The following is a 23843-nucleotide window of genomic DNA, read 5'->3' as shown; positions in this document are numbered from 1 at the left end:
GGGACGCTCCTAAGGGGCTACTCGGGGGTTTCGTCGAGCGCGTGGCCCACGAGGGACAAGAGGGTCTCGATGACCGAGATCCGGCGGCGCGCATCCATGATCATGACAGGTATGTGCGCGGGGATCGTGAGGGCCTCCCGCACGTCCTCCGGGTCGAAGCGCTCGCTGCCGTCGAAGTGGTTCACGGCCACGACGTACGGCAGCCCGCAGCTCTCGAAGTAGTCCAGCGCCGGCCAGCAGTCCTTCAGCCTGCGGGTGTCGGCCAGCACCACGGCGCCGATCGCGCCGCGCACCAGGTCGTCCCACATGAACCAGAACCGCTGCTGGCCGGGTGTGCCGAACAGGTACAGCACCAGGTCGTCGTCGAGCGTGATGCGCCCGAAGTCCATGGCCACGGTGGTGGTCGTCTTGCCCGGCGTGGCGGTGAGGTCGTCGGTGCCCTCGCTCGCCTCCGTCATCAGCGCCTCGGTCTGCAGCGGCGTGATCTCGGAGACGGAGCCGACGAGGGTGGTCTTGCCGACGCCGAAGCCGCCGGCCACGACTATCTTCGTGGCGATCGGGGCCCGGGTGGGGTCCGTCTGCCAGGGCAGCAGGGGCTCGTCCCCCTGGACGAGCGGAGTGACGCCAGGGGCGGCGTCAGAGACGGCGGAGTCCACTCAGCACCCTTTCCAGCAGCGCGCGGTCCGGGCGGCCCGTGCCGTGGCCGGTGCCCGTTCCGTAGACACGGATCTTTCCCTGGTCCGCGAGGTCGCTCAGCAGCACGCGGACCACGCCGAGCGGCATCTGGAGCAGCGCGGCGATCTCGGCCACCGTCCGCATGCGGCGGCACAGTTCGACGATGGCCCGTACCTCCGGCATGACCCGGGCGAGGCCGCCGGAGGTGAGTTCCTTGCGCTCCTCGGCGGCCTCCAGCGCCGCGGTGCCGGCCGTGGCGCCGACGAACGTCTCGACCAGCAGGACGTGGCCGAAGCGGGTACGGCCCCCGGTGAGCGAATAGGGGCGCACACGGGCGGGTTTGCGGTCCCCGCCGCGGACGGGGAGCTGGTGTTTCGGGACGCTGGTCATCGGGCGCTCCCGGCGGACTCGTGCTCCGCGCTCGCCGCGCCTTCCGCGCCGTCCGCGCTCTCCAGGTTCTTGCGCAGTTCGCTGCGGAGTTCGGGGGTCAGGACGTGGCCGGCCCGGCCGACGAACAGGGCCATGTGGTACGCCACGACGCTCATGTCGCAGTCCGCCGAGCCGTGCACGCCGAGCAGCGAGCCGTCGCTGATCGACATCACGAAGAGGCTGCCCTCGTCCATGGCGACCATCGTGTGCTTGACGGGCCCGTAGTCCATCAGCTTCGACGCGCCGACGGTGAGGCTGCCGATGCCGGAGACGACGGTGGCGAGGTCGGCGGCGGAGCCGCGCGGGCCGCGCCGCTGCGGGTCCGGGCCGCTGCGGGCCCGGGCGAGCGTCTCGTCGGAGGAGAGGAGCAGCAGGCCGTCGGAGGAGACCACGGCGACGGACAGGATGCCGGGCACCTCCTCGACGAGGTTCGTCAGCAGCCAGTGCAGGTTGCGGGCCTCACTGCTCAGTCCGAAGGTACTGGGCGCGGTCAACTGCTTGCCTCCTCGACAGTGCCCCCCGTGGCTTCCTCGGTTGTGACGTCCCCGCGGGACCGCTCGGCCGCCAGCTCCGCCTCGACGTCCCGCCGCCCGGCGTCCGCACCCCGGCGGAACCCGCCGAGCCGCCTGCGCAGCGCCTCGGCGTCCACGGACCCCGACCGCGGCCGCGGGGGAGCGACCGGCGCGGTGATCTTCGGCGTCCGCTTGGGCAGTCCCTTGGCGGTGACGGGCTCTTCGTCGGCGGGGCCGTCGGCGACCCGGGTGTGCTCGTGGTCGGCGGGGGCGTCACCGGCGACGGGGGTTTCGGGGGCGGGGCCTCCGGCCGCCGGTACGGCCTCGCGGGTCTCGGGGGCGGGGCCCCCGGACGCCGGTACGGCTGCCGACTCGGGCTCGTGCCCGGCGCCCGGGCGTACGGCCTCGCCGGCGGGCGCGGCGGAACCGGCGCCGTGGCCGTCCGGCTGCGCCGGGATGAACAACTCCATGGTGGTCTCAGCGGGCCGCTCCGCGGGGGCGGTGCGCCCGGCGGGCGGCTCCGCGGGGTGGGCACGACCGTCATGCGGCTCGCCGGAGCGGGCCGGGGGGACGTCGTGCGTGCGGGGCTCGTCGCCGGCGTCGGCACCGGGGTGCGGGTGCGGGGCCGCGTGGGCGCCCTCCGCAGCGGCCTCGCGCGTCTCCGGGGCGCCGGGGGCGGGGAGGGGCGCATCGGTGCTCGACGCTTCGGCGTCGGCGGGCGCAGCCTCGTGACCAGTGGGCGCGCCCTGGCTTGCGGGCGGCGGTGCAGTCGGAGCACCTTGGGCGGCCTCGCCCGAAGCCGGCTCCTCGGCGACGCCGGAGGCAGCCGCAGGCGGGGCGGTGTTCGCCCGGCCAACGGCGGGGGCGGAGCCGTACACCGCCGTCGTGTCCGCAGCGGGCGCCGCCGGGGCGGCAGGGTCCGTCCCGTCGGCGGTCGGCTCCGCGGCGGTGCCGGAGGCAGCCGCGTCCGACTGGTCGGCGGCGTCGGCGGAGTCCGACGCCGCCGTCGCGTCCCGCGTCTCGCCCTGCGCCGCAGGCGTCTCCGGCGAAGGCGTCTCTGACGTCGCCGCAGCCCCCTGGGCCTCGATGGTGCGTTCGGCCAGGTCGACCAGGAGGTCGCCGGACTTGGTGCGGCCGCGCAGGACGTTGGAGTTGGCCTCCGCGTCGGCTCCCGGCAGGGTCACCGTGTGGGCGCCGCCGGGGACGGAGGACGGGACGGCCGTGGGGGTGGCCGGGGCCAGAAGAGGGTCAGGCAGGACGACCACCGCGGCGATCCCGCCCTGCTTCTGCTTGCGCAGCTGCACCCGCACCCCGTGCCGGTGGGCGAGCCGGGCGACGACGTACAGGCCGAGGCCGAGGCCGTCGTCGGACTCGGCCTCCGCGTCGTACGCCGCGTCCGGGTCGAACTCGGTGAGCCGTGTGTTGAGCCGCTCCAGCCGGTCCTCGGCCATGCCGATGCCCTCGTCCTGGACGGAGAGCATGACCTCGCCGTTCTCCAGCAGCCAGGCGGAGACCTCGACGGGCATGTCGGGCGGGGAGAACGCGGTGGCGTTCTCCATGAGTTCGGCGAGCAGGTGGGACAGGTCGTCCGCGGCGAACCCGGCGATGTGCGCGTGCGGCGGCAGCGCCGCGATCCGCACCCGCTCGTACCGCTCGATCTCGCTCACCGCTGCCCGTACGACGTCGACCAGCGGGACCGGGCCCGCGGTGTGCCGGCCGTGCTCGGTGCCGGCGAGGACCAGCAGGTTCTCGCTGTGCCGGCGCATGACCGTGGCGAAGTGGTCGAGCTTGAACAGCGTGGCCAGGCGGTCCGGGTCGTCCTCCCGCTCCTCCAGCCCCTCGATGACGCCGAGCTGCCGCTCGACCAGGCCGAGGGTGCGCAGGGCGAGGTTGACGAAGGTGCCGCCGATGCTGTGGCGCATCCGCTCCATGTGGGCGGTGGCCTCGGCGAGTTCGCCGCGCAGCTCCTCGCGGGCGTCGGCCATCTTCTGCCGCTGCCCGACGAGGTGCTTGCGGTCGGCCTCCAGCGTGGCGATCCGCTGGGCGAGTCCGGCGGCGTGCGCGTGCAGGGCGTTGACGGAGCGGACGACCTGGGCGAACTCGTCGTTGCGGCCGGTGAAGGTGACCGGTTCCTCGGCGGTGGGGTCCTCCGCCCCGGCGAGCCGGGCGGAGCCGCGGCGCAGCACCGACAGCGGCCGGGTGAGGGTGCGGGCCATCGCGGTGGCGACGCCGACGGCGAGCAGCAGAATCGCGCCGAGGACCGCGATCCGGATCTCCAGCTCGGTGACGTCCTCGTCGCGGAGCTGGGCGAGGTCCTTGGTGCGCTGCTCGAACAGGGAGGCCTCGGCGCCGCGCATCATGTCGATCCGCGCGGTGAGGGCCGCCGCGAGCTTCTTGGTGCTGGTGTCGAGCTCGGAGTCGGAGAGCGTCGGCTTGTCGGTGAGCTTGGCGAGGTACTCCTCGGCGGTGCCGACCTCGGGGCCGGTGACCGTGGAGTCGTAGGAGGCGCGGGCGTCCTTCGGGGCGGAGTCGCGGAAGCCGGCGAGGGCGGCGTCGGAGCGCACGCGGGCCTCGAGCGCGGCGGCGGACAGTTCGTCGCGCCGCTCCTCGTCGTCGTCCGAGCCGCCGGACTCGGTGACCGGCAGTCCGGAGACCGGGTCGATCACGGTCTCGGTGGAGCTCGGCACGTTCAGCGCGGCGAGCAGCAGGCCGCGGGTGGCGGCGGCCTGCTGGACGGCGGTGTCCAGCTCGGTGAGCGCGTGGGCGCCGGAGCCGGCGCGGGGCGGGGTGGCGTCGGCGAGCCGCGCGGCGAGCTGGTGCAGCCGGGAGACGGCGTCGGAGTACGCCTGGTGGGCCTCCAGCGCGCCGGACTTGCCGGTGAGGGCGGCGCGGCGCACGGCGGCGACGGCGTCCAGCTCGTCGCGCAGGGCCTCGGAGGTGTCCTCGTCGGCGCGCAGTTCCTCGACCTGCCGGTCGACCCGGGCGCTGTGCTCCTCGTCGGGCGCCTTGGACTCGGGGCGGCCCGCCGCGATGTAGGGGACGACCTCGTCACGCTCGTCGGCCAGGGAGTGGGCCAGGGTGAGCGCGTCCTGGGTCCGCTCGGCGAGCGTCACCAGTTCCTGCGAGTCGTGCAGTTCCTGGGAGGCCGCCAGCACGGAGGGCGCCCCTGCCCCGGCGATCGCCGCGGCCACCACGGCGACGGCGACGACAAGGCGGTTGCGTACGTGGGTGGGGCGGCCCTTGCCGACGGTGGGCGTCTGCTGCGGGTCCCCCGTGAGGGCCGCCTGCTTGTCCTTGCGACGAGGCCGCGTCTTTCGCACCGGTGCTCGCATTCCTGACTCGTGTACCCGTGGGCCCGGGTGACGCTCCGTCAACGGGCGCGGGCGCTCTTCCCGAGCCGCTGGCCGCGCTCGGACAGTGAGGCGCCCCCAACGCTCCCCGACCCTCCCAGTGCCCGTGGACAGTGGATGCGCATCACCTGACCCGCCACTCGAAGGAGTGAACATCGGAGGCGAGTTGAGGAGCAAGTTCCGTTGTGCGCCGCAGCGGACCTGCGCGGTACGCCGGTTGGACGTCTGCGGCGGGCGGTGGCAATATTCGCCGCCACGCCTTCCCGGAGGCCTTCATTCCCTCCCAAATCCGGCGCTTGACCTGCGCGCCTGTGAAGGAGAGGCGTCCGTTGCCGGGCTTCGGCGGTCGCTGTGGGGGGCTCGTGCAGACTGGCCGGATGCGCACGGAGCTTGTTTCGGAGCCCGGTGATCCGGGGCGGCCCAACGAAGACTTCGCGAGTGTCGCGCTCCCGGCCTCGGGTCAGGGCGGCGCGCTCGTGGTCCTGGACGGTGTCACGCCGCCGTCGGACGGGGGCGGCTGTCTGCATTCGGTGCCCTGGTTCACCGCCCGGCTGGGCGGCGCGCTGACCGAACTGACCGTTTCCCTCCCGGATGTTCCGCCGGCCGGGCTGCTGTCGCGGGGCATCGCGCGTACGGCCGAGAGTCATGCCGCGACCTGTGACCTTTCTCACCCCCGTACACCGCAGGCAACGGTGGTGCTGGCCCGGTGGTCACCCGACTCGGTGGACTGTCTGGTGCTGTCCGACTCGGTGCTGCTGGTGGAGTCGCCGGACGGCACGGTCACGGCGGTCAGGGACGACCGGCTGGACCGGCTGCCCCGTTCGGCCCTGTCCAGCCACGCGGTGGTGGACGCGACGCTGCGCAACAAGGAGGGCGGCTTCTTCACGGCCGCGGCCGATCCGTCGGTGTCGTCACGCGCCGTCACCGTCTCCCTGCCCCGGGACCGGGTGCGGGCCCTGACGGCGCTGACGGACGGTGCGACGCGGTGGGTGGACCGGTTCGGGGCGGGTGACTGGGCGGACTGCGTGGCGGTGATTCGTGAGGAGGGGGCGCGGGGGTTGGTGCGGAGGGTTCGGGTGCTGGAGGGGGAGCGGGGGGAGCGTCCGCTCGGGGGGAAGGTTCACGACGACGCGACCGTCGTGCATGTCGAACTGGCGGGGGCGCCGGAATCGGGCTTCACCCGCACGGCCGATGGGTGAGGGTGTCTCACCTTTGACGCGGGGCGTCGGCCGTGCCCCGGGGCGGGGTCGTCGTCTCGGCTGCCGGCCGGTGGGGGCTTGGCGCGCAGTTCCCCGCGCCCCTGGGAAAAGGTCGGCGCCGGGGCCGCGTCCCTGACCTGGGCGGTGGAGGGGCCGCGTCCCTGAGGGGCGTCGCCTCCGGTGCCGGCCGGTGGGGGCTGGGCGCGCAGTTCCCCGCGCCCCTGGGGGGGTTGTCGGCGCCGGGGCCGCAGAGAGACCGCGTCCCTGAGGGGCGTCGCCTCCGGTGCCGGCCGGTGGGGGCTGGGCGTGCAGTTCCCCGCGCCCCTGAGGGGGTTGCGGTGACCGCGGCCCTGAGGGCGGAGCCCCTACTTCTCCTGTCCGCCGTTCAGGCGGTGCAGCAGGCGGGCCAGTTCGTCGACCTCCTTCGGGTCCCAGTCGGCGAGGCGGCCGGCGTAGCGGGCGCGGCGGGCCTCGCGGACGCGGCTCACGCGGCGGCGGCCCTCCTCCGTGAGGGTGACGAGCCAGGCGCGGCCGTCGGCGGGGTCGGGCTCGCGGCCGACGAGTCCGAGCTGTTCCAGGGCGCGCAGCTGGCGGGACATCGTGGCCTTGCCGACGCCGATGTAGGCGGCGAGCTCGGTGGCCCGCTGCCGCCCGCACTCCTCCAGACGGACCAGCAGGCCGTACGCGGACGGCTCCAGGTCGGGGTGGACCTCGCGCGCCATCTCCCCCTGGCTGGCCCGGGCGCGGCGCAGCAGGACCGTCAACTCGCGTTCCAGCGCCAGGAACGCGGGCTGTTCCACGTCGGACGCGGGCTCCGGCGAGGCGGCGCGCTCCTCGCCGCCCATTCCGTTGTCGTGCACGTTGGCCCCTGCCTCGGTTTCCCGTTCTGAAAGTTGTCGCCGAGTGGCGGCGTCGCCCCAGCTCCATAAGTATTTCGCAGGCGTAGACCAACGGCAGTGCGCGGCCCTCCCGCCCGCCGCCGCGGTCGGCGCCCGCAGTTTCTCTACCAGGCCCTCACGTGGCATGCCCACTACATGCGATGTGGGTCACATTCCGGGTTCGTCCCACGACCGTTCGGAGATGCGTCATGCCTGTGCACAGATCCCGATCCGTCCGTATACGCGCGCTCGGCACCGCCGGCGCCGTCCTGCTCGCGCTGCTCGCCCTCCCCCAGACCCCCGCCGTCGCCGACGCCACCGCCCCCGCCGTCCCGCCGCGCGGCTCCGCGCACATGGGCATGGGCGTCGTCGCCCACGACGGCCAGGGCGGCCTGCCCACCGCCCGCTCCACCCAGACGGAGGGCGTGGACGTCTCCAGCCACCAGGGCGACGTCGCCTGGGGGACGCTGTGGAAGAGCGGGGTGCGCTGGGCCTACGCCAAGGCGACGGAGGGCACGTACTACACCAACCCGTACCACGCGCAGCAGTACGACGCCTCCTACGACGTCGGCATGGTCCGCGGCGCCTACCACTTCGGCACGCCCGACACGGCGAGCGGCGCCGCGCAGGCCGACTACTTCGTGGACCGCGGCGGCGCCTGGTCCGCCGACGGACGCACCCTGCCGGGCGTCCTGGACATCGAGTGGAACCCGTACGGCGACGACTGCTACGGCAAGTCGGCGAGCTCGATGGTGAGCTGGATCCGCGACTTCCTGGACCGCTACCGCGCCCGCACCGGCCGCTCCGCCGTCCTCTACACCGCCACCAGCTGGTGGAAGCAGTGCACCGGCAACTACGCCGGCTTCGCCTCCACCACCCCGCTGTGGATCGCCCGGTACGCCTCCTCGGCGGGCGAGCTGCCGGCCGGCTGGGGCACGTACACGATGTGGCAGTACACCTCGACCGGCCCGACGGTCGGCGACCACGACCGCTTCAACGGCACCGTGGACCGGGTGCGGGCCTTCGCCGCCGGGAGCTGACCCGGCGACGGCAGGCACGGCGACGGCAGGCACGCGGCACGGGAAAGGCCCGGGCCTCCCTCACGGGGCCCGGGCCCTCCCTCATCCGGCGGCCCCCGTCACGCGGCCACCGGAACCTCCGGCGCCGCCCCGTTCGTCGCCGGGGACAGCGCCAGCTCCAGGACCTGGCGGACGTCGGTGACGGCGTGCACGTCGAGCTTCTCCAGCACCTCCGCCGGGACGTCGTCCAGGTCGGGCTCGTTGCGCTTGGGGATGATCACGGTGGTGACGCCGGCCCGGTGCGCGGCGAGCAGCTTCTGCTTCACCCCGCCGATCGGCAGCACCCGCCCGGTCAGCGACACCTCGCCGGTCATCGCCACGTCCGTGCGGACCAGCCGCCCGGAGAGCAGCGAGGCCAGGGCCGTGGTCATCGTGATGCCCGCGCTCGGGCCGTCCTTGGGGACCGCGCCCGCCGGGAAGTGGATGTGCACGCCCCGGTCCTTCAGGTCGCCCACCGGCAGCTCCAGCTCGGCGCCGTGGCTGCGCAGGAAACTCAGCGCGATCTGCGCCGACTCCTTCATCACGTCGCCCAGCTGGCCGGTCAGGGTGAGCCCCGCCGCGCCCGTCTCCGGGTCGGCCAGGGACGCCTCCACGTAGAGGACGTCACCGCCGGCGCCGGTCACGGCGAGCCCGGTGGCCACACCGGGAACGGCGGTACGGCGCTCGGCCGGCTCCTGGGCGGACTCCGGCACGTGGTGCGGCCGTCCGATCAGGTCCCGCAGGTCGCCCTCCGTCACGGTGAACGGAAGCTCCCGCTCCCCCAGTTCGTGCCGGGCCGCGACCTTGCGCAGCAGCCGCGCGATCGACCGCTCCAGGTTGCGCACGCCCGCCTCGCGCGTGTACTCGCCCGCCAGCTTGCGCAGCGCGCCCTCGTCGATCGTCACCTCGTCCTTGTCCAGTCCGGCGCGCTCCAGCTGGCGCGGGAGCAGGTGGTCGCGGGCGATGACGACCTTCTCGTCCTCGGTGTAACCGTCGAGGCGGACCAGCTCCATGCGGTCGAGCAGGGCCTCCGGGATGGCCTCCAGGACGTTGGCCGTGGCGAGGAACACCACGTCGGACAGGTCGAGCTCGACCTCCAGGTAGTGGTCCCGGAAGGTGTGGTTCTGCGCCGGGTCGAGGACCTCCAGCAGAGCCGCGGCCGGGTCGCCGCGGAAGTCGGAGCCGACCTTGTCGATCTCGTCGAGCAGGACGACCGGGTTCATGGACCCCGCCTCCTTGATCGCCCGCACGATCCGGCCGGGCAGCGCGCCGACGTAGGTGCGGCGGTGGCCGCGGATCTCCGCCTCGTCGCGGACGCCGCCGAGGGCGACGCGGACGAACTTGCGGCCCATCGCGTGGGCGACGGACTCGCCGAGCGAGGTCTTGCCGACGCCGGGCGGGCCGACCAGGGCCAGTACGGCGCCGCCGCGCCGGCCGCCGACGACGCCGAGGCCCCGGTCGTTGCGGCGCTTGCGGACCGCCAGGTACTCGGTGATGCGCTCCTTCACGTCCTCCAGGCCCGCGTGCTCGGCGTCGAGGACCGCCTGGGCGCCCTGGATGTCGTAGGAGTCCTCGGTGCGCTCGTTCCACGGCATCTCCAGGACCGTGTCGAGCCAGGTGCGGATCCAGGAGCCCTCCGGGGACTGGTCGGAGGAGCGCTCCAGCTTGTCGACCTCCTTGAGCGCGGCCTCGCGGACCTTCTCGGGCAGGTCGGCGGCCTCGACGCGGGCGCGGTAGTCGTCGGACTCCTCACCGTCCTGCTCGCCGTTGAGCTCGCGCAGCTCCTTGCGGACGGCTTCGAGCTGGCGGCGGAGCAGGAACTCGCGCTGCTGCTTGTCGACGCCTTCCTGGACGTCCTTGGCGATGGTCTCGGCGACGTCCTGCTCGGCGAGGTGGTCGCGCAGCTGCTGGGTGGCGAGCTTGAGCCGGGCCACCGGGTCGGTGGTCTCCAGCAGGGCGGTCTTCTGTTCGGTGGTGAGGAACGGCGAGTAACCGGAGTTGTCGGCGAGCGCGGAGACGTCGTCGATGGCCTGGACGCGGTCGACGACCTGCCAGGCGCCGCGCTTGCGCAGCCATGCGGTGGCGAGCGCCTTGTACTCCTTGACGAGTTCGGTTACGTGCCCCGGCAGCGGCTCGGGCACGGTCTCGTCGATGCGGGTGCCCTCCACCCACAGCGCCGCGCCCGGCCCGGTGGTGCCGGCGCCGATGCGCACGCGGCCCCGGCCGCGGATCAGGGCGCCCGGGTCGCCGTCGGCCAGCCGGCCGACCTGCTCGACGGTGCCCAGCACACCGGTCCCGGCGTAGGTGCCGTCGACGCGTGGCACGAGGAGCACCTTGGGCTTGCCCGGTTCGTCACGGGCGGCGGCCTGGGCGGCTTCCACCGCCGCCCGCACCTCGGAGTCGCTCAGATCCAGCGGAACCACCATCCCGGGCAGGACGACCTCGTCGTCGAGCGGCAGCACGGGCAGGGCGAGCGGTGTGGACTCAGCAGCCATGATCTCCCCTTCGGCAGTCAAGTTGAGCTATGTCGGCTCAATGCAGGGGAGCCGCCGAATGTTCCCCGGGCGGCGTTCGCTCTCAGCGATCACCGGGGCGGGCTTCGCGACCCCGGATCACCGCGCGGGGGGACCTGCCAGGATGAACGCATGTCCACCCCGTACGACATTCCCGAAGCTCCCGAAGTCCTGGACCGCCGCGAGGGCCCGTACGGCGAGGTCGTGCTGCGCAGGCACGGCCGGCTGCTCCAGATCATCGCCAACGGCTGCTTCCTGATGGACACCTCCGACGGGCGCTCCGAGCGGCTGCTCGTGGACGCGGCCCTGGCCGCCCTGGACCCGGCCGTGGCGGACCCGTCGGTGCTGATCGGCGGGCTGGGCGTCGGCTTCTCCCTGGCGCACGCGGCCGGGCAGGCGCGGTGGGGACGGATCACGGTCGTGGAGCGGGAGCCCGCGATCATCGGGTGGCACCGCACGGGCCCGCTGGCCGAGCTCTCCGGCGCGGCGCTCGCCGATCCCCGGACGGAGATCGTCGAGCAAGACCTGATCACCTACGTCAATGAGACATCCGACACATTCGACGCGCTGTGTCTCGACATCGACAACGGGCCCGACTGGACCGTCGACGAGGGCAACGAGGGGCTTTATGCGCCGGACGGACTCGCGGCGTGTGCAAGGGTGTTGAGGCCGCGCGGGATCCTCGCGGTATGGTCCGCCAAGCCCTCACCGGAATTCGAGGGAACCTTGCGGAATGCCGGGTTCCGGCAGGTGCGTACCGAAGAGATCCCCGTTGCCCGGGGCGTTCCGGACGTCGTGCACATCGGCGTCCGCCCTGGATAGCAAACCCGTGGTGAATCCCCGTACGCTGCTGCCCTGACGCGGATCATTCAAGCGTCAATCGCAGTGATGCGCAGACGACGGATCACCCCACGGATTCCGGAAAAAGCACACCTCAGGGGCGGGCGATGGAGCAGACACACACCTCCCACAACGGCACGGCGACGACCACCCCCGGCGCGCAGCGCAGGGTCCTGGTGGTCGAGGACGACGCGACGATCGTGGACGCCATCGCGACCCGCCTGCGTGCCGAGGGATTCCTGGTGCAAACGGCGGGCGACGGCCCGTCCGCGGTGGACACGGCGGAGGCCTGGCAGCCCGACCTGCTGATCCTCGACGTCATGCTGCCCGGCTTCGACGGCCTGGAGGTCTGCCGGCGCGTGCAGGCCCAGCGGCCGGTGCCGGTGCTGATGCTCACCGCGCGCGACGACGAGACCGACATGCTGGTGGGCCTCGGCGTCGGCGCCGACGACTACATGACCAAGCCGTTCTCCATGCGGGAGCTGGCGGCCCGGGTGCACGTGCTGCTGCGCCGCATGGAGCGCGCGGCCCTCGCGGCCACCACCCCGCGCAGCGGCATCCTGCGCCTGGGCGAGCTGGAGATCGACCACGCCCAGCGCCGGGTGCGCGTGCGCAGCGAGGACGTCCATCTGACGCCCACCGAGTTCGACCTGCTGGTGTGCCTGGCCAACACGCCGCGCGCGGTGCTCTCCCGCGAGCAGCTGCTGGCCGAGGTCTGGGACTGGGCGGACGCCTCCGGCACCCGGACCGTGGACAGCCACATCAAGGCGCTGCGCCGGAAGATCGGCGCCGAGCGCATCCGCACCGTGCACGGCGTGGGCTACGCCCTGGAGACGCCGACGCCATGAGCGGGGGTCCGGCGGGACGCGGACAGCGGAGGAAGCAGCCCTGGGGCGGTGTGCGCCCCTTCTCGATCAAGACCAAGCTGGGCGCGCTGGTCGTCGTCTCGGTGCTGATCACCACCGGGCTGTCGGTGATCGCGGTGCACACCAAGACGGAGCTGCGCTTCATCACGGTCTTCTCGATGATCGCCACGCTGCTGATCACGCAGTTCGTGGCGCACTCCCTCACCGCCCCGCTGGACGACATGAACGCCGTCGCGCGGTCCATCTCGCACGGCGACTACACCCGCCGCGTCCGCGAGAGCCGCCGCGACGAGCTGGGCGACCTGGCGCAGACGATCAACGTCATGGCCGACGAGCTGGAGGCGCAGGACAGCCAGCGCAAGGAGCTGGTGGCCAACGTCTCGCACGAGCTGCGCACGCCCATCGCGGGGCTGCGCGCGGTGCTGGAGAACATCGTCGACGGCGTGACCCGGGCCGACCCCGAGACGATGCGCACGGCCCTGAAGCAGACCGAGCGGCTCGGCCGCCTGGTGGAGACCCTGCTGGACCTCTCGCGCCTCGACAACGGCGTGGTCCCGCTGAAGAAGCGCCGCTTCGAGGTGTGGCCGTATCTGTCGGGCGTGCTGAAGGAGGCCAACATGGTGGCCTCCGCCCGGGCGAGCATGACCTCCGGCTCCGGCAGTCACACCCGTACGGACGTGCATCTGCACCTCGACGTCTCGCCGCCCGAGCTGGTGGCGCACGCCGACCCCGAGCGGATCCACCAGGTGGTCGCCAACCTGATCGACAACGCGGTCAAGCACAGCCCGCCGCACGGCAGGGTGACCGTGCGGGCCCGTCAGGGCGCCGAGCCGGAGTCGCTGGAGCTGGAGGTGCTGGACGAGGGTCCGGGCATCCCGCGCACCGAGTGGCACCGGGTCTTCGAGCGGTTCAACCGCGGCAGCGTCAACCGGCCGCACGGTCCCGGCAGCGACGGCGGCACCGGACTGGGGCTGGCCATCGCCCGCTGGGCCGTGGATCTGCACGGCGGCCGGATCGGGGTGGCGGAATCCGAGCGCGGTTGCCGGATTTTGATCACTCTTCCGGGCCCCTCACCTACGTCGCATTGACGTACAGTTCGAACCGGAGCCTCAAGATCCATCTGTGTTCGCCCAGGCAGGCACGTGTGATCAGGCACAGGGCCGCGCGCGGGGCGCGACGGGCCCTGGTCGAGTGATGCCTGATACCGTCGGAAGAAGCGGAACCTCGCTTGTTTCCCGCCAATTCCAGCGCCGAAACACCCGCTGAGATGTGATGTGCACGACGTTGCACGGGCCCGGCCTGACCTTCTCGCGCGGGGAGGCGTAGCCTTTATTTCCGCTGTCCATCATCTTGCGAAGCGGAAGAGGGCGGTTGACGCCGTGTCGCCACAGTCCCCCAGTAACTCGAGCATCTCGACCGACACCGACCAAGCGGGCAAGAACCCCGCTGCGGCCTTCGGTGCCAACGAATGGCTCGTCGACGAGATCTACCAGCAGTACCTCCAGGACCCGAACTCGGTGGACCGAGCCTGGTGGGACTTCTTCGCCGACTACAAGCCGGGCGCTCCCGCGACCTCGGCTCCGGCGGGTGACGCGGCCGCGGGGGCCGCGGTGACCCCCACCGCCCCGTCCCGGCCGGCGACGCCCGCGCAGGCGCCCGCCCCGGCCGCGAAGCCCGCCGCCGCCGCGCCGGCCGCCAAGGCCCCGGCGCAGGCTCCGGCCCCGGCCCAGCCTGCGAAGCAGGCCGCTCCCGCCGCCAAGCGGGCCCCGGCGAAGAAGGCCGAGCCCGCGGGCGAGGCGCAGACCGGCCCCGAGCAGGTCACCCTGCGCGGCCCGTCCGCCGCGGTGGCGAAGAACATGGACGCCTCGCTGGAGCTGCCCACGGCCACGTCCGTGCGCGCGGTCCCGGTGAAGCTGCTGTTCGACAACCGCATCGTCATCAACAACCACCTCAAGCGCGCCCGGGGCGGGAAGATCTCCTTCACGCACCTCATCGGCTACGCGATGGTGCAGGCCATCAAGGCCATGCCGTCGATGAACCACTCGTTCGCCAAGGTGGACGGCAAGCCCACCCTGGTCAAGCCGGAGCACGTCAACCTCGGTCTCGCCATCGACCTGGTCAAGCCCAACGGCGACCGCCAGCTCGTCGTCGCGGCGATCAAGAAGGCCGAGACGCTGAACTTCTTCGAGTTCTGGCAGGCCTACGAGGACATCGTCCGCCGCGCCCGCGACAACAAGCTGACGATGGACGACTTCACCGGCGTCACGGTCTCCCTGACCAACCCCGGCGGCCTCGGCACCGTCCACTCCGTGCCGCGCCTGATGCCCGGCCAGTCCGTGATCATGGGCGTCGGCTCCATGGACTACCCGGCGGAGTTCCAGGGCACCTCCCAGGACACCCTGAACAAGCTCGGCATCTCGAAGGTCATGACGCTCACGTCGACCTACGACCACCGGGTGATCCAGGGCGCCGCCTCCGGCGAGTTCCTGCGCCAGGTCGCGAACCTCCTGCTCGGCGAGAACAACTTCTACGACGAGATCTTCGAGGCGCTGCGCATCCCCTACGAGCCGGTCCGCTGGCTCAAGGACATCGACGCCTCGCACGACGACGACGTCACCAAGGCCGCCCGGGTCTTCGACCTGATCCACTCCTACCGGGTCCGCGGCCACGTCATGGCCGACACCGACCCGCTCGAGTACAAGGTCCGCAAGCACCCCGACCTGGACATCGTCGAGCACGGCCTCACCCTGTGGGACCTGGAGCGCGAGTTCGCCGTCGGCGGCTTCGCCGGCAAGTCGATGATGAAGCTGCGCGACATCCTCGGCGTGCTCCGCGACTCGTACTGCCGCACCACCGGCATCGAGTTCATGCACATCCAGGACCCCAAGCAGCGCAAGTGGATCCAGGACCGCGTGGAGCGCGGCCACACCAAGCCGGAGCGCGAGGAGCAGCTGCGCATCCTGCGCCGGCTGAACGCGGCCGAGGCCTTCGAGACCTTCCTGCAGACCAAGTACGTCGGCCAGAAGCGCTTCTCGCTGGAGGGCGGCGAGTCCGTCATCCCGCTGCTCGACGCGGTGCTGGACTCGGCCGCCGAGTCCCGCCTGGACGAGGTCGTCATCGGCATGGCCCACCGCGGCCGGCTGAACGTGCTGGCCAACATCGTCGGCAAGTCGTACGCGCAGATCTTCCGCGAGTTCGAGGGCAACCTCGACCCGAAGTCGATGCACGGCTCCGGCGACGTGAAGTACCACCTGGGCGCCGAGGGCACCTTCACCGGCCTGGACGGCGAGCAGATCAAGGTCTCCCTGGTCGCCAACCCCTCCCACCTGGAGGCGGTGGACCCGGTCCTGGAGGGCGTCTCGCGCGCCAAGCAGGACATCATCAACAAGGGCGGCACGGACTTCACGGTCCTGCCGGTGGCGATCCACGGCGACGCGGCCTTCGCGGGCCAGGGCGTGGTGGCCGAGACCCTGAACATGTCGCAGCTGCGCGGCTACCGCACCGGCGGCACCGTGCACGTCGTCATCAACAACCAGGTCGGCTTCACCGCGGCCCCCGAGTCCTCGCGCTCCTCCATGTACGCGACGGACGTGGCCCGCATGATCGAGGCCCCGATCTTCCACGTGAACGGCGACGACCCCGAGGCGGTCGTGCGCGTCGCGCGCCTGGCCTTCGAGTTCCGCCAGGCGTTCAACAAGGACGTGGTGATCGACCTCATCTGCTACCGCCGCCGCGGTCACAACGAGTCGGACAACCCGGCCTTCACCCAGCCGCTGATGTACGACCTGATCGACAAGAAGCGCTCGGTGCGCAAGCTCTACACCGAGTCCCTCATCGGTCGCGGCGACATCACCCTGGAAGAGGCCGAGCAGGCGCTCCAGGACTACCAGGGCCAGCTGGAGAAGGTCTTCACGGAGGTCCGCGAGGCCACCTCGCAGCCCGCCACGGCCGCCCCGTCCGACCCGCAGGCCGAGTTCCCGGTCGCCGTGAACACCGCGGTGAGCGCGGAGGTCGTGAAGCGGATCGCCGAGTCGCAGGTCAACATCCCCGACCACATCACCGTCCACCCGCGTCTGCTGCCGCAGCTCCAGCGCCGGGCGTCGATGGTCGAGGACGGCACCATCGACTGGGGCATGGGCGAGACCCTCGCCTTCGGCTCGCTGCTCCTCGAGGGCGTCCCGGTCCGGCTCGCCGGCCAGGACTCGCAGCGCGGCACCTTCGGCCAGCGTCACGCGGTCATCATCGACCGTGAGACGGGCGAGGAGTACACGCCGCTGCAGTACCTCTCCGAGGACCAGGCGCGGCTGAACGTCTACAACTCCCTGCTGTCCGAGTACGCGGCCATGGGCTTCGAGTACGGCTACTCGCTGGCCCGCCCGGACGCGCTCGTGCTGTGGGAGGCGCAGTTCGGCGACTTCGTCAACGGCGCGCAGACGGTCGTGGACGAGTTCATCTCGTCGGCCGAGCAGAAGTGGGCCCAGACCTCCGGTGTGGTCCTGCTCCTCCCGCACGGCTACGAGGGCCAGGGCCCGGACCACTCCTCGGCCCGCCCGGAGCGCTTCCTCCAGCTCTGCGCCCAGAACAACATGACGGTCGCGATGCCGACCTCGCCGTCGAACTACTTCCACCTCCTGCGGTGGCAGGTGCACAACCCGCACCACAAGCCGCTGGTGGTCTTCACCCCGAAGTCGATGCTGCGCCTCAAGGCCGCCGCGTCGAAGGCGGAGGAGTTCACGACGGGCCAGTTCCGCCCGGTCATCGGCGACGCCACGGTCGACCCGGCCGCGGTGAAGAAGGTCGTCTTCTGCGCCGGCAAGGTCTACTACGACCTGGAGGCCGAGCGGAAGAAGCGCGGCGTCACGGACACGGCGATCATCCGCATCGAGCGGCTGTACCCGCTGCCGGGCGCCGAGCTCCAGGCGGAGATCAAGAAGTACCCGAACGCCGAGAAGTACCTGTGGGCGCAGGAGGAGCCGGCAAACCAGGGCGCCTGGCCGTTCATCGCGCTCAACCTGATCGACCACCTGGACCTGGCGGTCGGCGCCGACCTGCCGCACGACGAGCGTCTGCGCCGCATCTCGCGGCCGCACGGCTCGTCCCCGGCGGTCGGCTCCGCCAAGCGCCACCAGGCCGAGCAGGAGCAGCTGGTGCGTGAGGTCTTCGAGGCGTAGTCCTCCGGGTCCTCCGGCCGTACGCGCGGGCCGCACCCCTCTCACGGGGGGTGCGGCCCGCCCGTTTTCCCGCACATATCCTTGTCCTCATGTACTTCACGGACCGTGGCATCGAGGAACTGGAGAAGCGGCGCGGGGAGGAGGAGGTCACCTTCGAGTGGCTCGCGGAGCAGCTCCGCACCTTCGTCGACCTCAACCCCGACTTCGAGGTCCCGGTGGAACGCCTGGCCACCTGGCTGGCCCGCCTGGACGACGAGGACGAGGAGTAGGCCCCTCGCGCGTCCCGCGCACGCTCCGCCGCTTCGCCGCCGCCCGCGGACGCTCCGCCGCTCCCCGCGGGCAGTCGTGCCGCAGGGCGATGGGGGTACCTCCCGCTCGAGCGAAGCCGAGAGTGGGGGAGGGTGGGCGCGGACGGCACCCCGCAATCGCCGGGCTGCGAGCCCCCCCCCGCCCAGCTGCAACACACAGTTCCTCACACAACAAACCCAAGGCACCGTTCACCCGAACGTGTGCCTTGACTTTCGCGCGCCGCGATATATCGTGAATCGAGTAATACGCGATATGACGCAACCCCGCGCCCACATCCGAGGGCACCGGCGATCAGGAGGCCGTCCATGCCCGAGTGGTCCGTCCAGGACAAAACCAACCTCACTTTCGACGCCCCCCTGACCCACCTCCACGTCCGCATCGTCAACGGCACGGTCAACGTCGTGGGCACGGACGACCCCGAGGCCCACCTCCAGGTCTCCGACGTGGAAGGCCCACCCCTCGTCGTGACCCATGAGGACGGCGTCCTGACCGTCGCCTACGAGGACCTCCCCTGGAAGGGGTTCCTGAAGTGGCTGGACCGCAAGGGCTGGCGCCGCAGCGCGGTGGTCTCCCTCGCCGTCCCGGCACAGACCCGCGTCGAGGTCGGCGTCGTCGGCGCCGGCGCCGTCGTCTCCGGCATCCGGGGCCCCGCCGCGGTGAAGGGCGTCGCGGGCGACACCACCCTGGTCGCCCTCTCCGGCCCGGTGCGCGCGGACACCGTCTCCGGCAGCGTGGAGGCCCAGTCCGTGACCGGCGACCTGCACTTCGCCTCCGTCTCCGGCGACCTCACCGTCGTCGAGGGCTCGGGCCCCTCCGTCCGGGCGGACACGGTCAGCGGCTCGATGATCGTGGACCTGGACCCCGAGGGCCCCACGGACGTCAGGCTGACCAGCGTCTCGGGCGAGATCGCCGTCCGGCTGCCCGACCCGGCGGACGCCGAGGTGGAGGCCAACACGGCGAGCGGCGCCATCTCCAACGCCTTCGACAGCCTGCGGGTGCAGGGGATGTGGGGCGCCCACAAGCTCACCGGCCGCCTCGGCGCGGGCAGCGGCAGACTGCGGGCCACCACCGTCTCCGGCTCCATCGCCCTGCTGCGCCGCCCGCCCCGCGAGGACGAGCCGGACCCGCGGGGCGGCCCGGGAGACAATGCCGGTACGACCGACAAGAAGGTGCTCTGACATGCCCCCCGTCTTCGCCCACGGACGCCTCCGCCTCTATCTGCTGAAGCTGCTCGACGAGGCCCCCCGGCACGGCTACGAGGTGATCCGCCTCCTCGAGGAGCGCTTCCAGGGGCTGTACGCGCCGTCCGCGGGCACGGTCTACCCCCGTCTGGCCAAGCTGGAGGCGGAAGGGCTGGTCACCCACACCACCGAGGGCGGACGCAAGGTCTACTCGATCACCGACGCGGGCCGTGCCGAGCTGGCCGACCGCAGCGGCGAGCTGGCCGACCTGGAGCTGGAGATCCGCGAGTCGGTGGCCGAGCTGGCCGCCGAGATCCGCGCCGACGTCAGCGGCGCGGCGGGCGACCTGCGCCGCGAGATGCGGGCCGCGGCCGGCCGGGCCCGGCAGTCGCGGGGCGGCGGCGCCTCCGGCGGCAAGGACGCCCCCTTCGGCGACTTCGACCTCGGCGACTTCTCGATGTTCGGCGACAAGGAGTCCTGGCGCGCCGCCAAGGAGGAGATGCGCCGCGCCAAGCAGGAGTGGAAGGAGCAGGCCCGCCGCGCCAAGGACGAGAGCCGGCGCTCCCGCGAGGAGGCCCAGCGCGCCCGCCGCCAGGCCAAGGAGGCCCAGGACCGGGCGCAGGAGCAGGTGCAGCGCATCATGCGGCAGGTCCAGGAGCAGGTGCAGGGCCACTTCGCCCGTGGCGACTGGCCGTCCGGACTGCGGGAGGGTCTGGGTGAGCTGGTCAAGGAGATGGGCGAGTTCGGCAAGGACTTCGGCTTCGGCCGCCCGGCGGGCTCGACGGGCTCCGCCGGCCCGACGGGCTCCGCCGGCCCGACGGGCTCCGCCGGCCCGGCGGGCTCCGCGGAGGAGCCGGAGTTCCGCCCGTCGTACTCCTCGACCCCCGAGGACTTCCCGGCCGCCTACGCCCCTGCCTGGGGCCACGAGAGCGCCGCGGAGTCCACGGGCGACCCGGCGCGCGACCTGGAGCGGCTGCTGGACCGCTTCCGGGACGACGTCCGGGACGCCGCGCGGGACCACGGGGTCACCGAGGAGCAGCTGCGCGACACCCGCCGGCACCTGTCGGAGGCCGCGGCCCGCATCGGGGCGATACTGCGGGCGCCGAAGCGCTGAGGGCCGGTCTCAGCCCGCCTTGGCCTCGCCGCCGCTCCCGTAGAGCACCCTGGTCACGGACTCGTACGTCACCCCGTGGTCGGCGAGGACCTCGGCGGGCACGCCGGGGCGGGCGGTGAGGGCGAGCAGCATGTGCTCGTCGCCGATGTGGCGGTGGCCGCGGGCGGTGGCGGTGCGCAGCGCCCCGGCCAGGACGTCCTTGGCGGCCCGGTCGAAGGGGCGGTGCCCCCGCCACCGGATGCGGGGCCGCTCCCCGGAGAGGGCTCCGGGACCGTGCGTCTCCTCCACCCGGGCGACGATCTCCGGGACGTCGATGCCCAGTCCGGCGAGGGCGTCGGTCTCGGCCTGGGTGAGTCCGCCCCGCCGCCGCGCCCGCTCCAGGGCCTCCCGTACCGGCGCGCGCCGGTCGTCGAGCCCGAGGGCGGTCAGGGCGAAGGAGGCGCGGCTGCCCTCCCGGCCGAGCAGGGCGAGGAGCAGGTGCTCCGCGCCGACGCGGGCCGCGTCCGTCTGTTCGGCCTGGGCGACGGCGTCCTTGACCACGTCCCGGGCGTCCTTGGTGAACCGCTCGAACATCAATGCCTCCCGTACTTCTTGTGGACGGCCTGCCTGCTGACCCCTAGCTCGGTGGCGATCTCCTGCCACGACCAGCCGTGGTTGCGCGCGTTGCGCACCTGTACGGCCTCCAGCTGCTCGAGCAGCTTGCGCAGCGCGGCGACCGCCCGCAGGCCGACCCGCGGATCGCGATCGCCCGCCCGTTCGGCGAGATCGGTTGCCTCAGTCATGATGTCAACTTACGTTGACACCTCTCTACTGTCAACCCCAATTGACACGACCGCGACCCGACACGACCGCCCCAGACACACGTGCGGCCGGCCCGGAGCACCGGACCGGCCGCACGAAAGCCGTGCAAGCGAGAGGGGAGAGCCCCCGTCAGGGGTTGGTGAGCACGATCTTCCCGAACAGCTCGCCGGACGCCATCCGCTCGAAGCCCTCACGGGCCCGGTCCAGCGGCAGCGCGTCGTCGATCACGGGTCGTACCCCGGTCGCGGCGCAGAAGGACAGCAGGTCCTCCAGCTCGTCCTTGGTGCCCATCGTGGAGCCGACGATCCTCAGCTCCAGGAAGAAGACCCGGGTCAGTTCGGCGTGCGAGGGCCGGTCGCCGCTGGTGGCGCCGGAGATCACCAGCGTGCCGCCGGGGCGCAGCGACTTCACCGAGTGCGACCAGGTGGCCGCGCCCACGGTCTCGATCACCGCGTCGACCCGCTGCGGCAGCCGCGCGCCGGGCTCCACGGCCTCCACGGCGCCCAGCTCCAGCGCGCGCTTGCGCTTGGCCTCGTCCCGGCTGGTGGCGAAGACCCGCAGCCCCGCCGCCTTGCCGAGCACGATCGCGGCGGTCGCGACACCGCCGCCGGCGCCCTGCACCAGCACGGAGTCACCCGGCCGCACACCGGCGTTGGTGAAGAGCATCCGGTAGGCGGTCAGCCAGGCCGTGGGCAGGCAGGCCGCCTCCTCGAAGGACAGCTCCTTGGGCTTGGGCAGGATGTTCCAGGTGGGCACGGAGACCTGCTCGGCGAAGGTGCCCTGGTAGCGCTCGGTCAGGATGGAGCGGGGCTCCCCGGGCCCCACGCCGTGACCGGTCTGGCCGATCACCGAGTGCAGGACGACCTCGTTGCCGTCCTCGTCGATCCCGGCCGCGTCGCAGCCCAGGATCATCGGCAGCTTGTCCTCCGCGAGGCCGACGCCGCGCAGGGACCAGAGGTCGTGGTGGTTGAGGGAGGCGGCCTTGACCGTGACGGTGCTCCAGCCCGGCCGGGACTCGGGAGCGGGTCGCTCTCCCGACTCCAGTCCCGTGAGCGGCTGGTCGCGGTCGATTCGGGCGGCATAGACGGCGAACATGACCTTGACGATAGGTTCCGCGCCCCGCCGAAGGAACCGTGCCCGGCTGTGACACACGCCCTCTTGCGCCGGACCGGGCCGTCCCCGAGCCGTCCCGTGCGTCCCCGGACATGCGTGGGCCCCGTCCACGGCGCGGACGGGGCCCCTCACACATGTGCGCTTCAGCGCCGGGCGACGCCCTCCGCCCGGGCGGCCGCGGCCACGGCCGCCGTCACCGCGGGGGCGACCCGCTCGTCGAACGGGGACGGGATGACGTAGTCGGCGGCGAGATCGTCACCCACCACCGACGCCAGCGCCTCGGCCGCCGCCAGCTTCATGCCCTCGGTGATCCGGGAGGCCCGCACCTGGAGCGCGCCGGCGAAGATGCCGGGGAACGCCAGGACGTTGTTGATCTGGTTCGGGAAGTCGGACCGGCCGGTGGCCACGACGGCCGCGTACTTGTGCGCGACCTCCGGGTGCACCTCCGGGGTCGGGTTGGCCATGGCGAAGACGAAGGCGCCCTCCGCCATCGACGCCACCGCGGACTCGGGGACCGTGCCGCCGGAGACGCCGATGAAGACGTCGGCGCCCGCCAGCGCGGACTCCAGCGGGCCGGAGATCCCGGCCTTGTTGGTGAACGACGCCAGCTCCGCCTTGATCGGCGTGAGGTCCTGGCGGTCCCGCGAGACCACGCCCTTGCGGTCGGCCACCGCGACGTCCCCGATGCCGGCCTCGACCAGCATCTTGGCGATCGCGACACCCGCCGCGCCCGCACCGGAGATCACCGCACGCAGCTCGCCCAGCGGACGCCCGCTGAGCCGCGCCGCGTTCCGCAGCGCCGCGAGCGTCACGACCGCCGTGCCGTGCTGGTCGTCGTGGAAGACCGGGATGTCCAGGCGCTCCTGGAGCCGCCGCTCGATCTCGAAGCACCGCGGCGCCGAGATGTCCTCGAGGTTCACGCCGCCGAAGGACGGGGCGAGCCGGACCACGGTCTCGACGATCTCGTCGACGTCGGTGCAGCTCAGCGCGAGGGGGACCGCGTCCACACCGCCGAACTGCTTGAAGAGGATGGCCTTGCCCTCCATCACCGGGAGGGAGGCCTCGGGCCCGATGTCACCGAGCCCCAGCACGGCCGTGCCGTCGGTCACGACGGCGACGACCGAGGACTTCCACGTGTAGTCGTGGACCAGCTCCGGCTGCTCGGCGATCGCGCTGCACACCTTCGCGACGCCGGGCGTGTACGCCAGGGACAGGTCGTCCTTGTCGCGGACCGGCACGGTGGCCTGCACGGCCATCTTGCCGCCGCGGTGCAGCGCGAACGCCGGGTCGAAGGACTCCAGGGGCTCTGCCCCGCCGCCCTGCTCGGAAGCGTCCCGGTTCTCGCTGTCGCTGCGAGGATTGACAATCTCCGCTGCCACTTGGTTTTACCCCTTAAGTGTTCATTGTTTGAGGGTTGCCACTCCTGGTGAGGGGTGGGCGGGACCGCGCCAGGCCCGGAGGGGTTGATGCGTACGGGCCGAACGCGACGGGCGCGCCGCACACGCGCCCTGAGCCCCGGATGAGGGGTGTAAAGAACCTTCTTACCGGACGGACGCGGTCGGCGACGAGTCCATAACGCGAAGGTCACATGCCGACGCCATGAAGCTTCGTCCGATATCAGGACAAGACCTGGACGAAGTCCCAGCAAGCCCGCAAGTGCCCCGTGGACTCGGCGGGTCGCCCGCGCAACAGGCGTATCAGCGGAGATCTTGCGGTCGGAATAGAGGATTCCCGAAGAGTCTGCGGTCGCGATGTACCCAAGTGGCCGGGTTCGACGACCCGCCGTTATCCGATTTTGACATCGCAAGCACCCTGAACGGGCCAATCCGAATGG

General features: G+C 72.4%; 19 protein-coding genes. 9 read left to right on the top strand and 10 right to left on the bottom strand.

The genetic code is table 11. The features are described 5' to 3' along the window. Window positions 1-17: 17 nt before the first annotated feature. The 4 genes from ACFOSY_RS04140 to ACFOSY_RS04125 are packed head-to-tail and all read right to left on the bottom strand — an operon-like array spanning window position 18 to window position 4948. Window positions 18-656 carry a GTP-binding protein gene (locus tag ACFOSY_RS04140; RefSeq protein ID WP_394305315.1) on the bottom strand — a complete coding sequence of 213 codons (639 nt, stop codon included), beginning with the start codon at window positions 654-656 and terminating at the stop codon, window positions 18-20. Beyond that, a complete protein-coding gene (locus tag ACFOSY_RS04135; protein WP_394305314.1) occupies window positions 637-1065 on the bottom strand; it encodes a DUF742 domain-containing protein in 429 nt (142 codons plus the stop codon). Before ACFOSY_RS04135 ends, ACFOSY_RS04140 begins: the two co-directional genes overlap by 20 nt. Next, a complete protein-coding gene (locus ACFOSY_RS04130) occupies window positions 1062-1598 on the bottom strand; it encodes a roadblock/LC7 domain-containing protein (protein ID WP_394305313.1) in 537 nt (178 codons plus the stop codon). The genes ACFOSY_RS04135 and ACFOSY_RS04130 overlap by 4 nt, the downstream gene beginning before the upstream one ends. Further along, window positions 1595-4948: a sensor histidine kinase gene (locus ACFOSY_RS04125; RefSeq protein ID WP_394305312.1), complete on the bottom strand. Its 3354-nt coding sequence runs from the start codon at window positions 4946-4948 to the stop codon at window positions 1595-1597. Before ACFOSY_RS04125 ends, ACFOSY_RS04130 begins: the two co-directional genes overlap by 4 nt. Before the next feature lie 395 nt (window positions 4949-5343). On the opposite strand from ACFOSY_RS04125, the gene ACFOSY_RS04120 reads away from it, so the two are divergent. Beyond that, complete coding sequence (locus ACFOSY_RS04120) at window positions 5344-6165, top strand: hypothetical protein (RefSeq protein WP_394305311.1); 822 nt, start codon at window positions 5344-5346, stop codon at window positions 6163-6165. Window positions 6166-6530: 365 nt separating this feature from the next. Here ACFOSY_RS04120 and ACFOSY_RS04115 read toward each other — a convergent pair whose 3' ends face one another. Then, window positions 6531-7010, bottom strand: a complete 480-nt coding sequence (locus tag ACFOSY_RS04115) for a MarR family winged helix-turn-helix transcriptional regulator (RefSeq protein WP_394305443.1) — start codon at window positions 7008-7010, stop codon at window positions 6531-6533. 242 nt (window positions 7011-7252) lie between these two features. Here ACFOSY_RS04115 and ACFOSY_RS04110 point away from each other — a divergent pair, with 242 nt between their 5' ends. Next, window positions 7253-8083, top strand: a complete 831-nt coding sequence (locus tag ACFOSY_RS04110; protein WP_394305310.1) for a lysozyme — start codon at window positions 7253-7255, stop codon at window positions 8081-8083. Window positions 8084-8181: 98 nt separating this feature from the next. Here the strand turns inward: ACFOSY_RS04110 and lon are convergent, their stop codons facing one another. Beyond that, entirely contained in the window at window positions 8182-10596 is a 2415-nt protein-coding gene (gene lon, locus ACFOSY_RS04105; RefSeq protein WP_394305309.1) for an endopeptidase La, read from the bottom strand. Between the two features lie 150 nt (window positions 10597-10746). Here lon and ACFOSY_RS04100 point away from each other — a divergent pair, with 150 nt between their 5' ends. The 7 genes from ACFOSY_RS04100 (at window position 10747) to ACFOSY_RS04070 (ending at window position 20095) form a co-directional block, all read left to right on the top strand. Then, complete coding sequence (locus ACFOSY_RS04100) at window positions 10747-11436, top strand: spermidine synthase (RefSeq protein WP_394305308.1); 690 nt, start codon at window positions 10747-10749, stop codon at window positions 11434-11436. A 125-nt stretch (window positions 11437-11561) separates the two neighbouring features. After that, on the top strand, window positions 11562-12302 hold the full coding sequence (locus ACFOSY_RS04095) for a response regulator transcription factor (RefSeq protein WP_006134880.1): 741 nt from the start codon (window positions 11562-11564) through the stop codon (window positions 12300-12302). Continuing rightward, a complete protein-coding gene (locus tag ACFOSY_RS04090) occupies window positions 12299-13408 on the top strand; it encodes a sensor histidine kinase (protein ID WP_394305307.1) in 1110 nt (369 codons plus the stop codon). Before ACFOSY_RS04095 ends, ACFOSY_RS04090 begins: the two co-directional genes overlap by 4 nt. 291 nt (window positions 13409-13699) lie before the next feature. Continuing rightward, window positions 13700-17491: a multifunctional oxoglutarate decarboxylase/oxoglutarate dehydrogenase thiamine pyrophosphate-binding subunit/dihydrolipoyllysine-residue succinyltransferase subunit gene (locus ACFOSY_RS04085; protein ID WP_394305306.1), complete on the top strand. Its 3792-nt coding sequence runs from the start codon at window positions 13700-13702 to the stop codon at window positions 17489-17491. A gap of 89 nt (window positions 17492-17580) precedes the next feature. After that, a complete protein-coding gene (locus ACFOSY_RS04080) occupies window positions 17581-17760 on the top strand; it encodes a DUF6104 family protein (protein ID WP_023586593.1) in 180 nt (59 codons plus the stop codon). A 345-nt stretch (window positions 17761-18105) separates the two neighbouring features. After that, the gene (locus ACFOSY_RS04075; protein ID WP_394305305.1) at window positions 18106-18978 is read left to right on the top strand and encodes a DUF4097 family beta strand repeat-containing protein; all 873 of its coding nucleotides are present in this window, start codon (window positions 18106-18108) and stop codon (window positions 18976-18978) included. A gap of 1 nt (window position 18979) precedes the next feature. After that, on the top strand, window positions 18980-20095 hold the full coding sequence (locus tag ACFOSY_RS04070) for a helix-turn-helix transcriptional regulator (RefSeq protein ID WP_394305304.1): 1116 nt from the start codon (window positions 18980-18982) through the stop codon (window positions 20093-20095). Window positions 20096-20104: 9 nt separating this feature from the next. Here the strand turns inward: ACFOSY_RS04070 and ACFOSY_RS04065 are convergent, their stop codons facing one another. From ACFOSY_RS04065 to ACFOSY_RS04050, 4 genes are all read right to left on the bottom strand, one after another. Next, complete coding sequence (locus ACFOSY_RS04065) at window positions 20105-20668, bottom strand: Clp protease N-terminal domain-containing protein (RefSeq protein ID WP_394305303.1); 564 nt, start codon at window positions 20666-20668, stop codon at window positions 20105-20107. Beyond that, a complete protein-coding gene (locus ACFOSY_RS04060) occupies window positions 20668-20877 on the bottom strand; it encodes an HTH domain-containing protein (protein ID WP_028959309.1) in 210 nt (69 codons plus the stop codon). Before ACFOSY_RS04060 ends, ACFOSY_RS04065 begins: the two co-directional genes overlap by 1 nt. A gap of 148 nt (window positions 20878-21025) precedes the next feature. Further along, window positions 21026-21991 carry a zinc-binding dehydrogenase gene (locus ACFOSY_RS04055; RefSeq protein ID WP_394305302.1) on the bottom strand — a complete coding sequence of 322 codons (966 nt, stop codon included), beginning with the start codon at window positions 21989-21991 and terminating at the stop codon, window positions 21026-21028. Between the two features lie 161 nt (window positions 21992-22152). Then, the gene (locus tag ACFOSY_RS04050; protein WP_394305301.1) at window positions 22153-23388 is read right to left on the bottom strand and encodes an NAD(P)-dependent malic enzyme; all 1236 of its coding nucleotides are present in this window, start codon (window positions 23386-23388) and stop codon (window positions 22153-22155) included. Window positions 23389-23843 lie beyond the last annotated feature (455 nt).

This window comes from Streptomyces lusitanus, from assembly GCF_042647945.1.
GTDB classification, from domain to species: Bacteria; Actinomycetota; Actinomycetes; order Streptomycetales; family Streptomycetaceae; genus Streptomyces; species Streptomyces pseudogriseolus.
The sequence above is the reverse complement of the archived record's forward strand: the minus strand, read 5'-3'. Positions and strand labels throughout refer to the sequence as shown.

Excerpts from the sequence above, each read along its gene's own strand:
- ACFOSY_RS04065 (WP_394305303.1), bottom strand. The coding sequence starts at position 20,668 with ATGTTCGAGCGGTTCACCAAGGACGCCCGGGACGTGGTCAAGGACGCC.
- ACFOSY_RS04095 (WP_006134880.1), top strand. The coding sequence starts at position 11,562 with ATGGAGCAGACACACACCTCCCACAACGGCACGGCGACGACCACCCCC.
- ACFOSY_RS04080 (WP_023586593.1), top strand. The coding sequence starts at position 17,581 with ATGTACTTCACGGACCGTGGCATCGAGGAACTGGAGAAGCGGCGCGGG.
- ACFOSY_RS04135 (WP_394305314.1), bottom strand. The coding sequence starts at position 1,065 with ATGACCAGCGTCCCGAAACACCAGCTCCCCGTCCGCGGCGGGGACCGC.
- ACFOSY_RS04060 (WP_028959309.1), bottom strand. The coding sequence starts at position 20,877 with ATGACTGAGGCAACCGATCTCGCCGAACGGGCGGGCGATCGCGATCCG.
- ACFOSY_RS04070 (WP_394305304.1), top strand. The coding sequence starts at position 18,980 with ATGCCCCCCGTCTTCGCCCACGGACGCCTCCGCCTCTATCTGCTGAAG.
- ACFOSY_RS04125 (WP_394305312.1), bottom strand. The coding sequence starts at position 4,948 with ATGCGAGCACCGGTGCGAAAGACGCGGCCTCGTCGCAAGGACAAGCAG.
- ACFOSY_RS04090 (WP_394305307.1), top strand. The coding sequence starts at position 12,299 with ATGAGCGGGGGTCCGGCGGGACGCGGACAGCGGAGGAAGCAGCCCTGG.
- ACFOSY_RS04075 (WP_394305305.1), top strand. The coding sequence starts at position 18,106 with ATGCCCGAGTGGTCCGTCCAGGACAAAACCAACCTCACTTTCGACGCC.
- ACFOSY_RS04055 (WP_394305302.1), bottom strand. The coding sequence starts at position 21,991 with ATGTTCGCCGTCTATGCCGCCCGAATCGACCGCGACCAGCCGCTCACG.
- lon (WP_394305309.1), bottom strand. The coding sequence starts at position 10,596 with ATGGCTGCTGAGTCCACACCGCTCGCCCTGCCCGTGCTGCCGCTCGAC.
- ACFOSY_RS04120 (WP_394305311.1), top strand. The coding sequence starts at position 5,344 with ATGCGCACGGAGCTTGTTTCGGAGCCCGGTGATCCGGGGCGGCCCAAC.
- ACFOSY_RS04115 (WP_394305443.1), bottom strand. The coding sequence starts at position 7,010 with ATGGGCGGCGAGGAGCGCGCCGCCTCGCCGGAGCCCGCGTCCGACGTG.
- ACFOSY_RS04100 (WP_394305308.1), top strand. The coding sequence starts at position 10,747 with ATGTCCACCCCGTACGACATTCCCGAAGCTCCCGAAGTCCTGGACCGC.
- ACFOSY_RS04110 (WP_394305310.1), top strand. The coding sequence starts at position 7,253 with ATGCCTGTGCACAGATCCCGATCCGTCCGTATACGCGCGCTCGGCACC.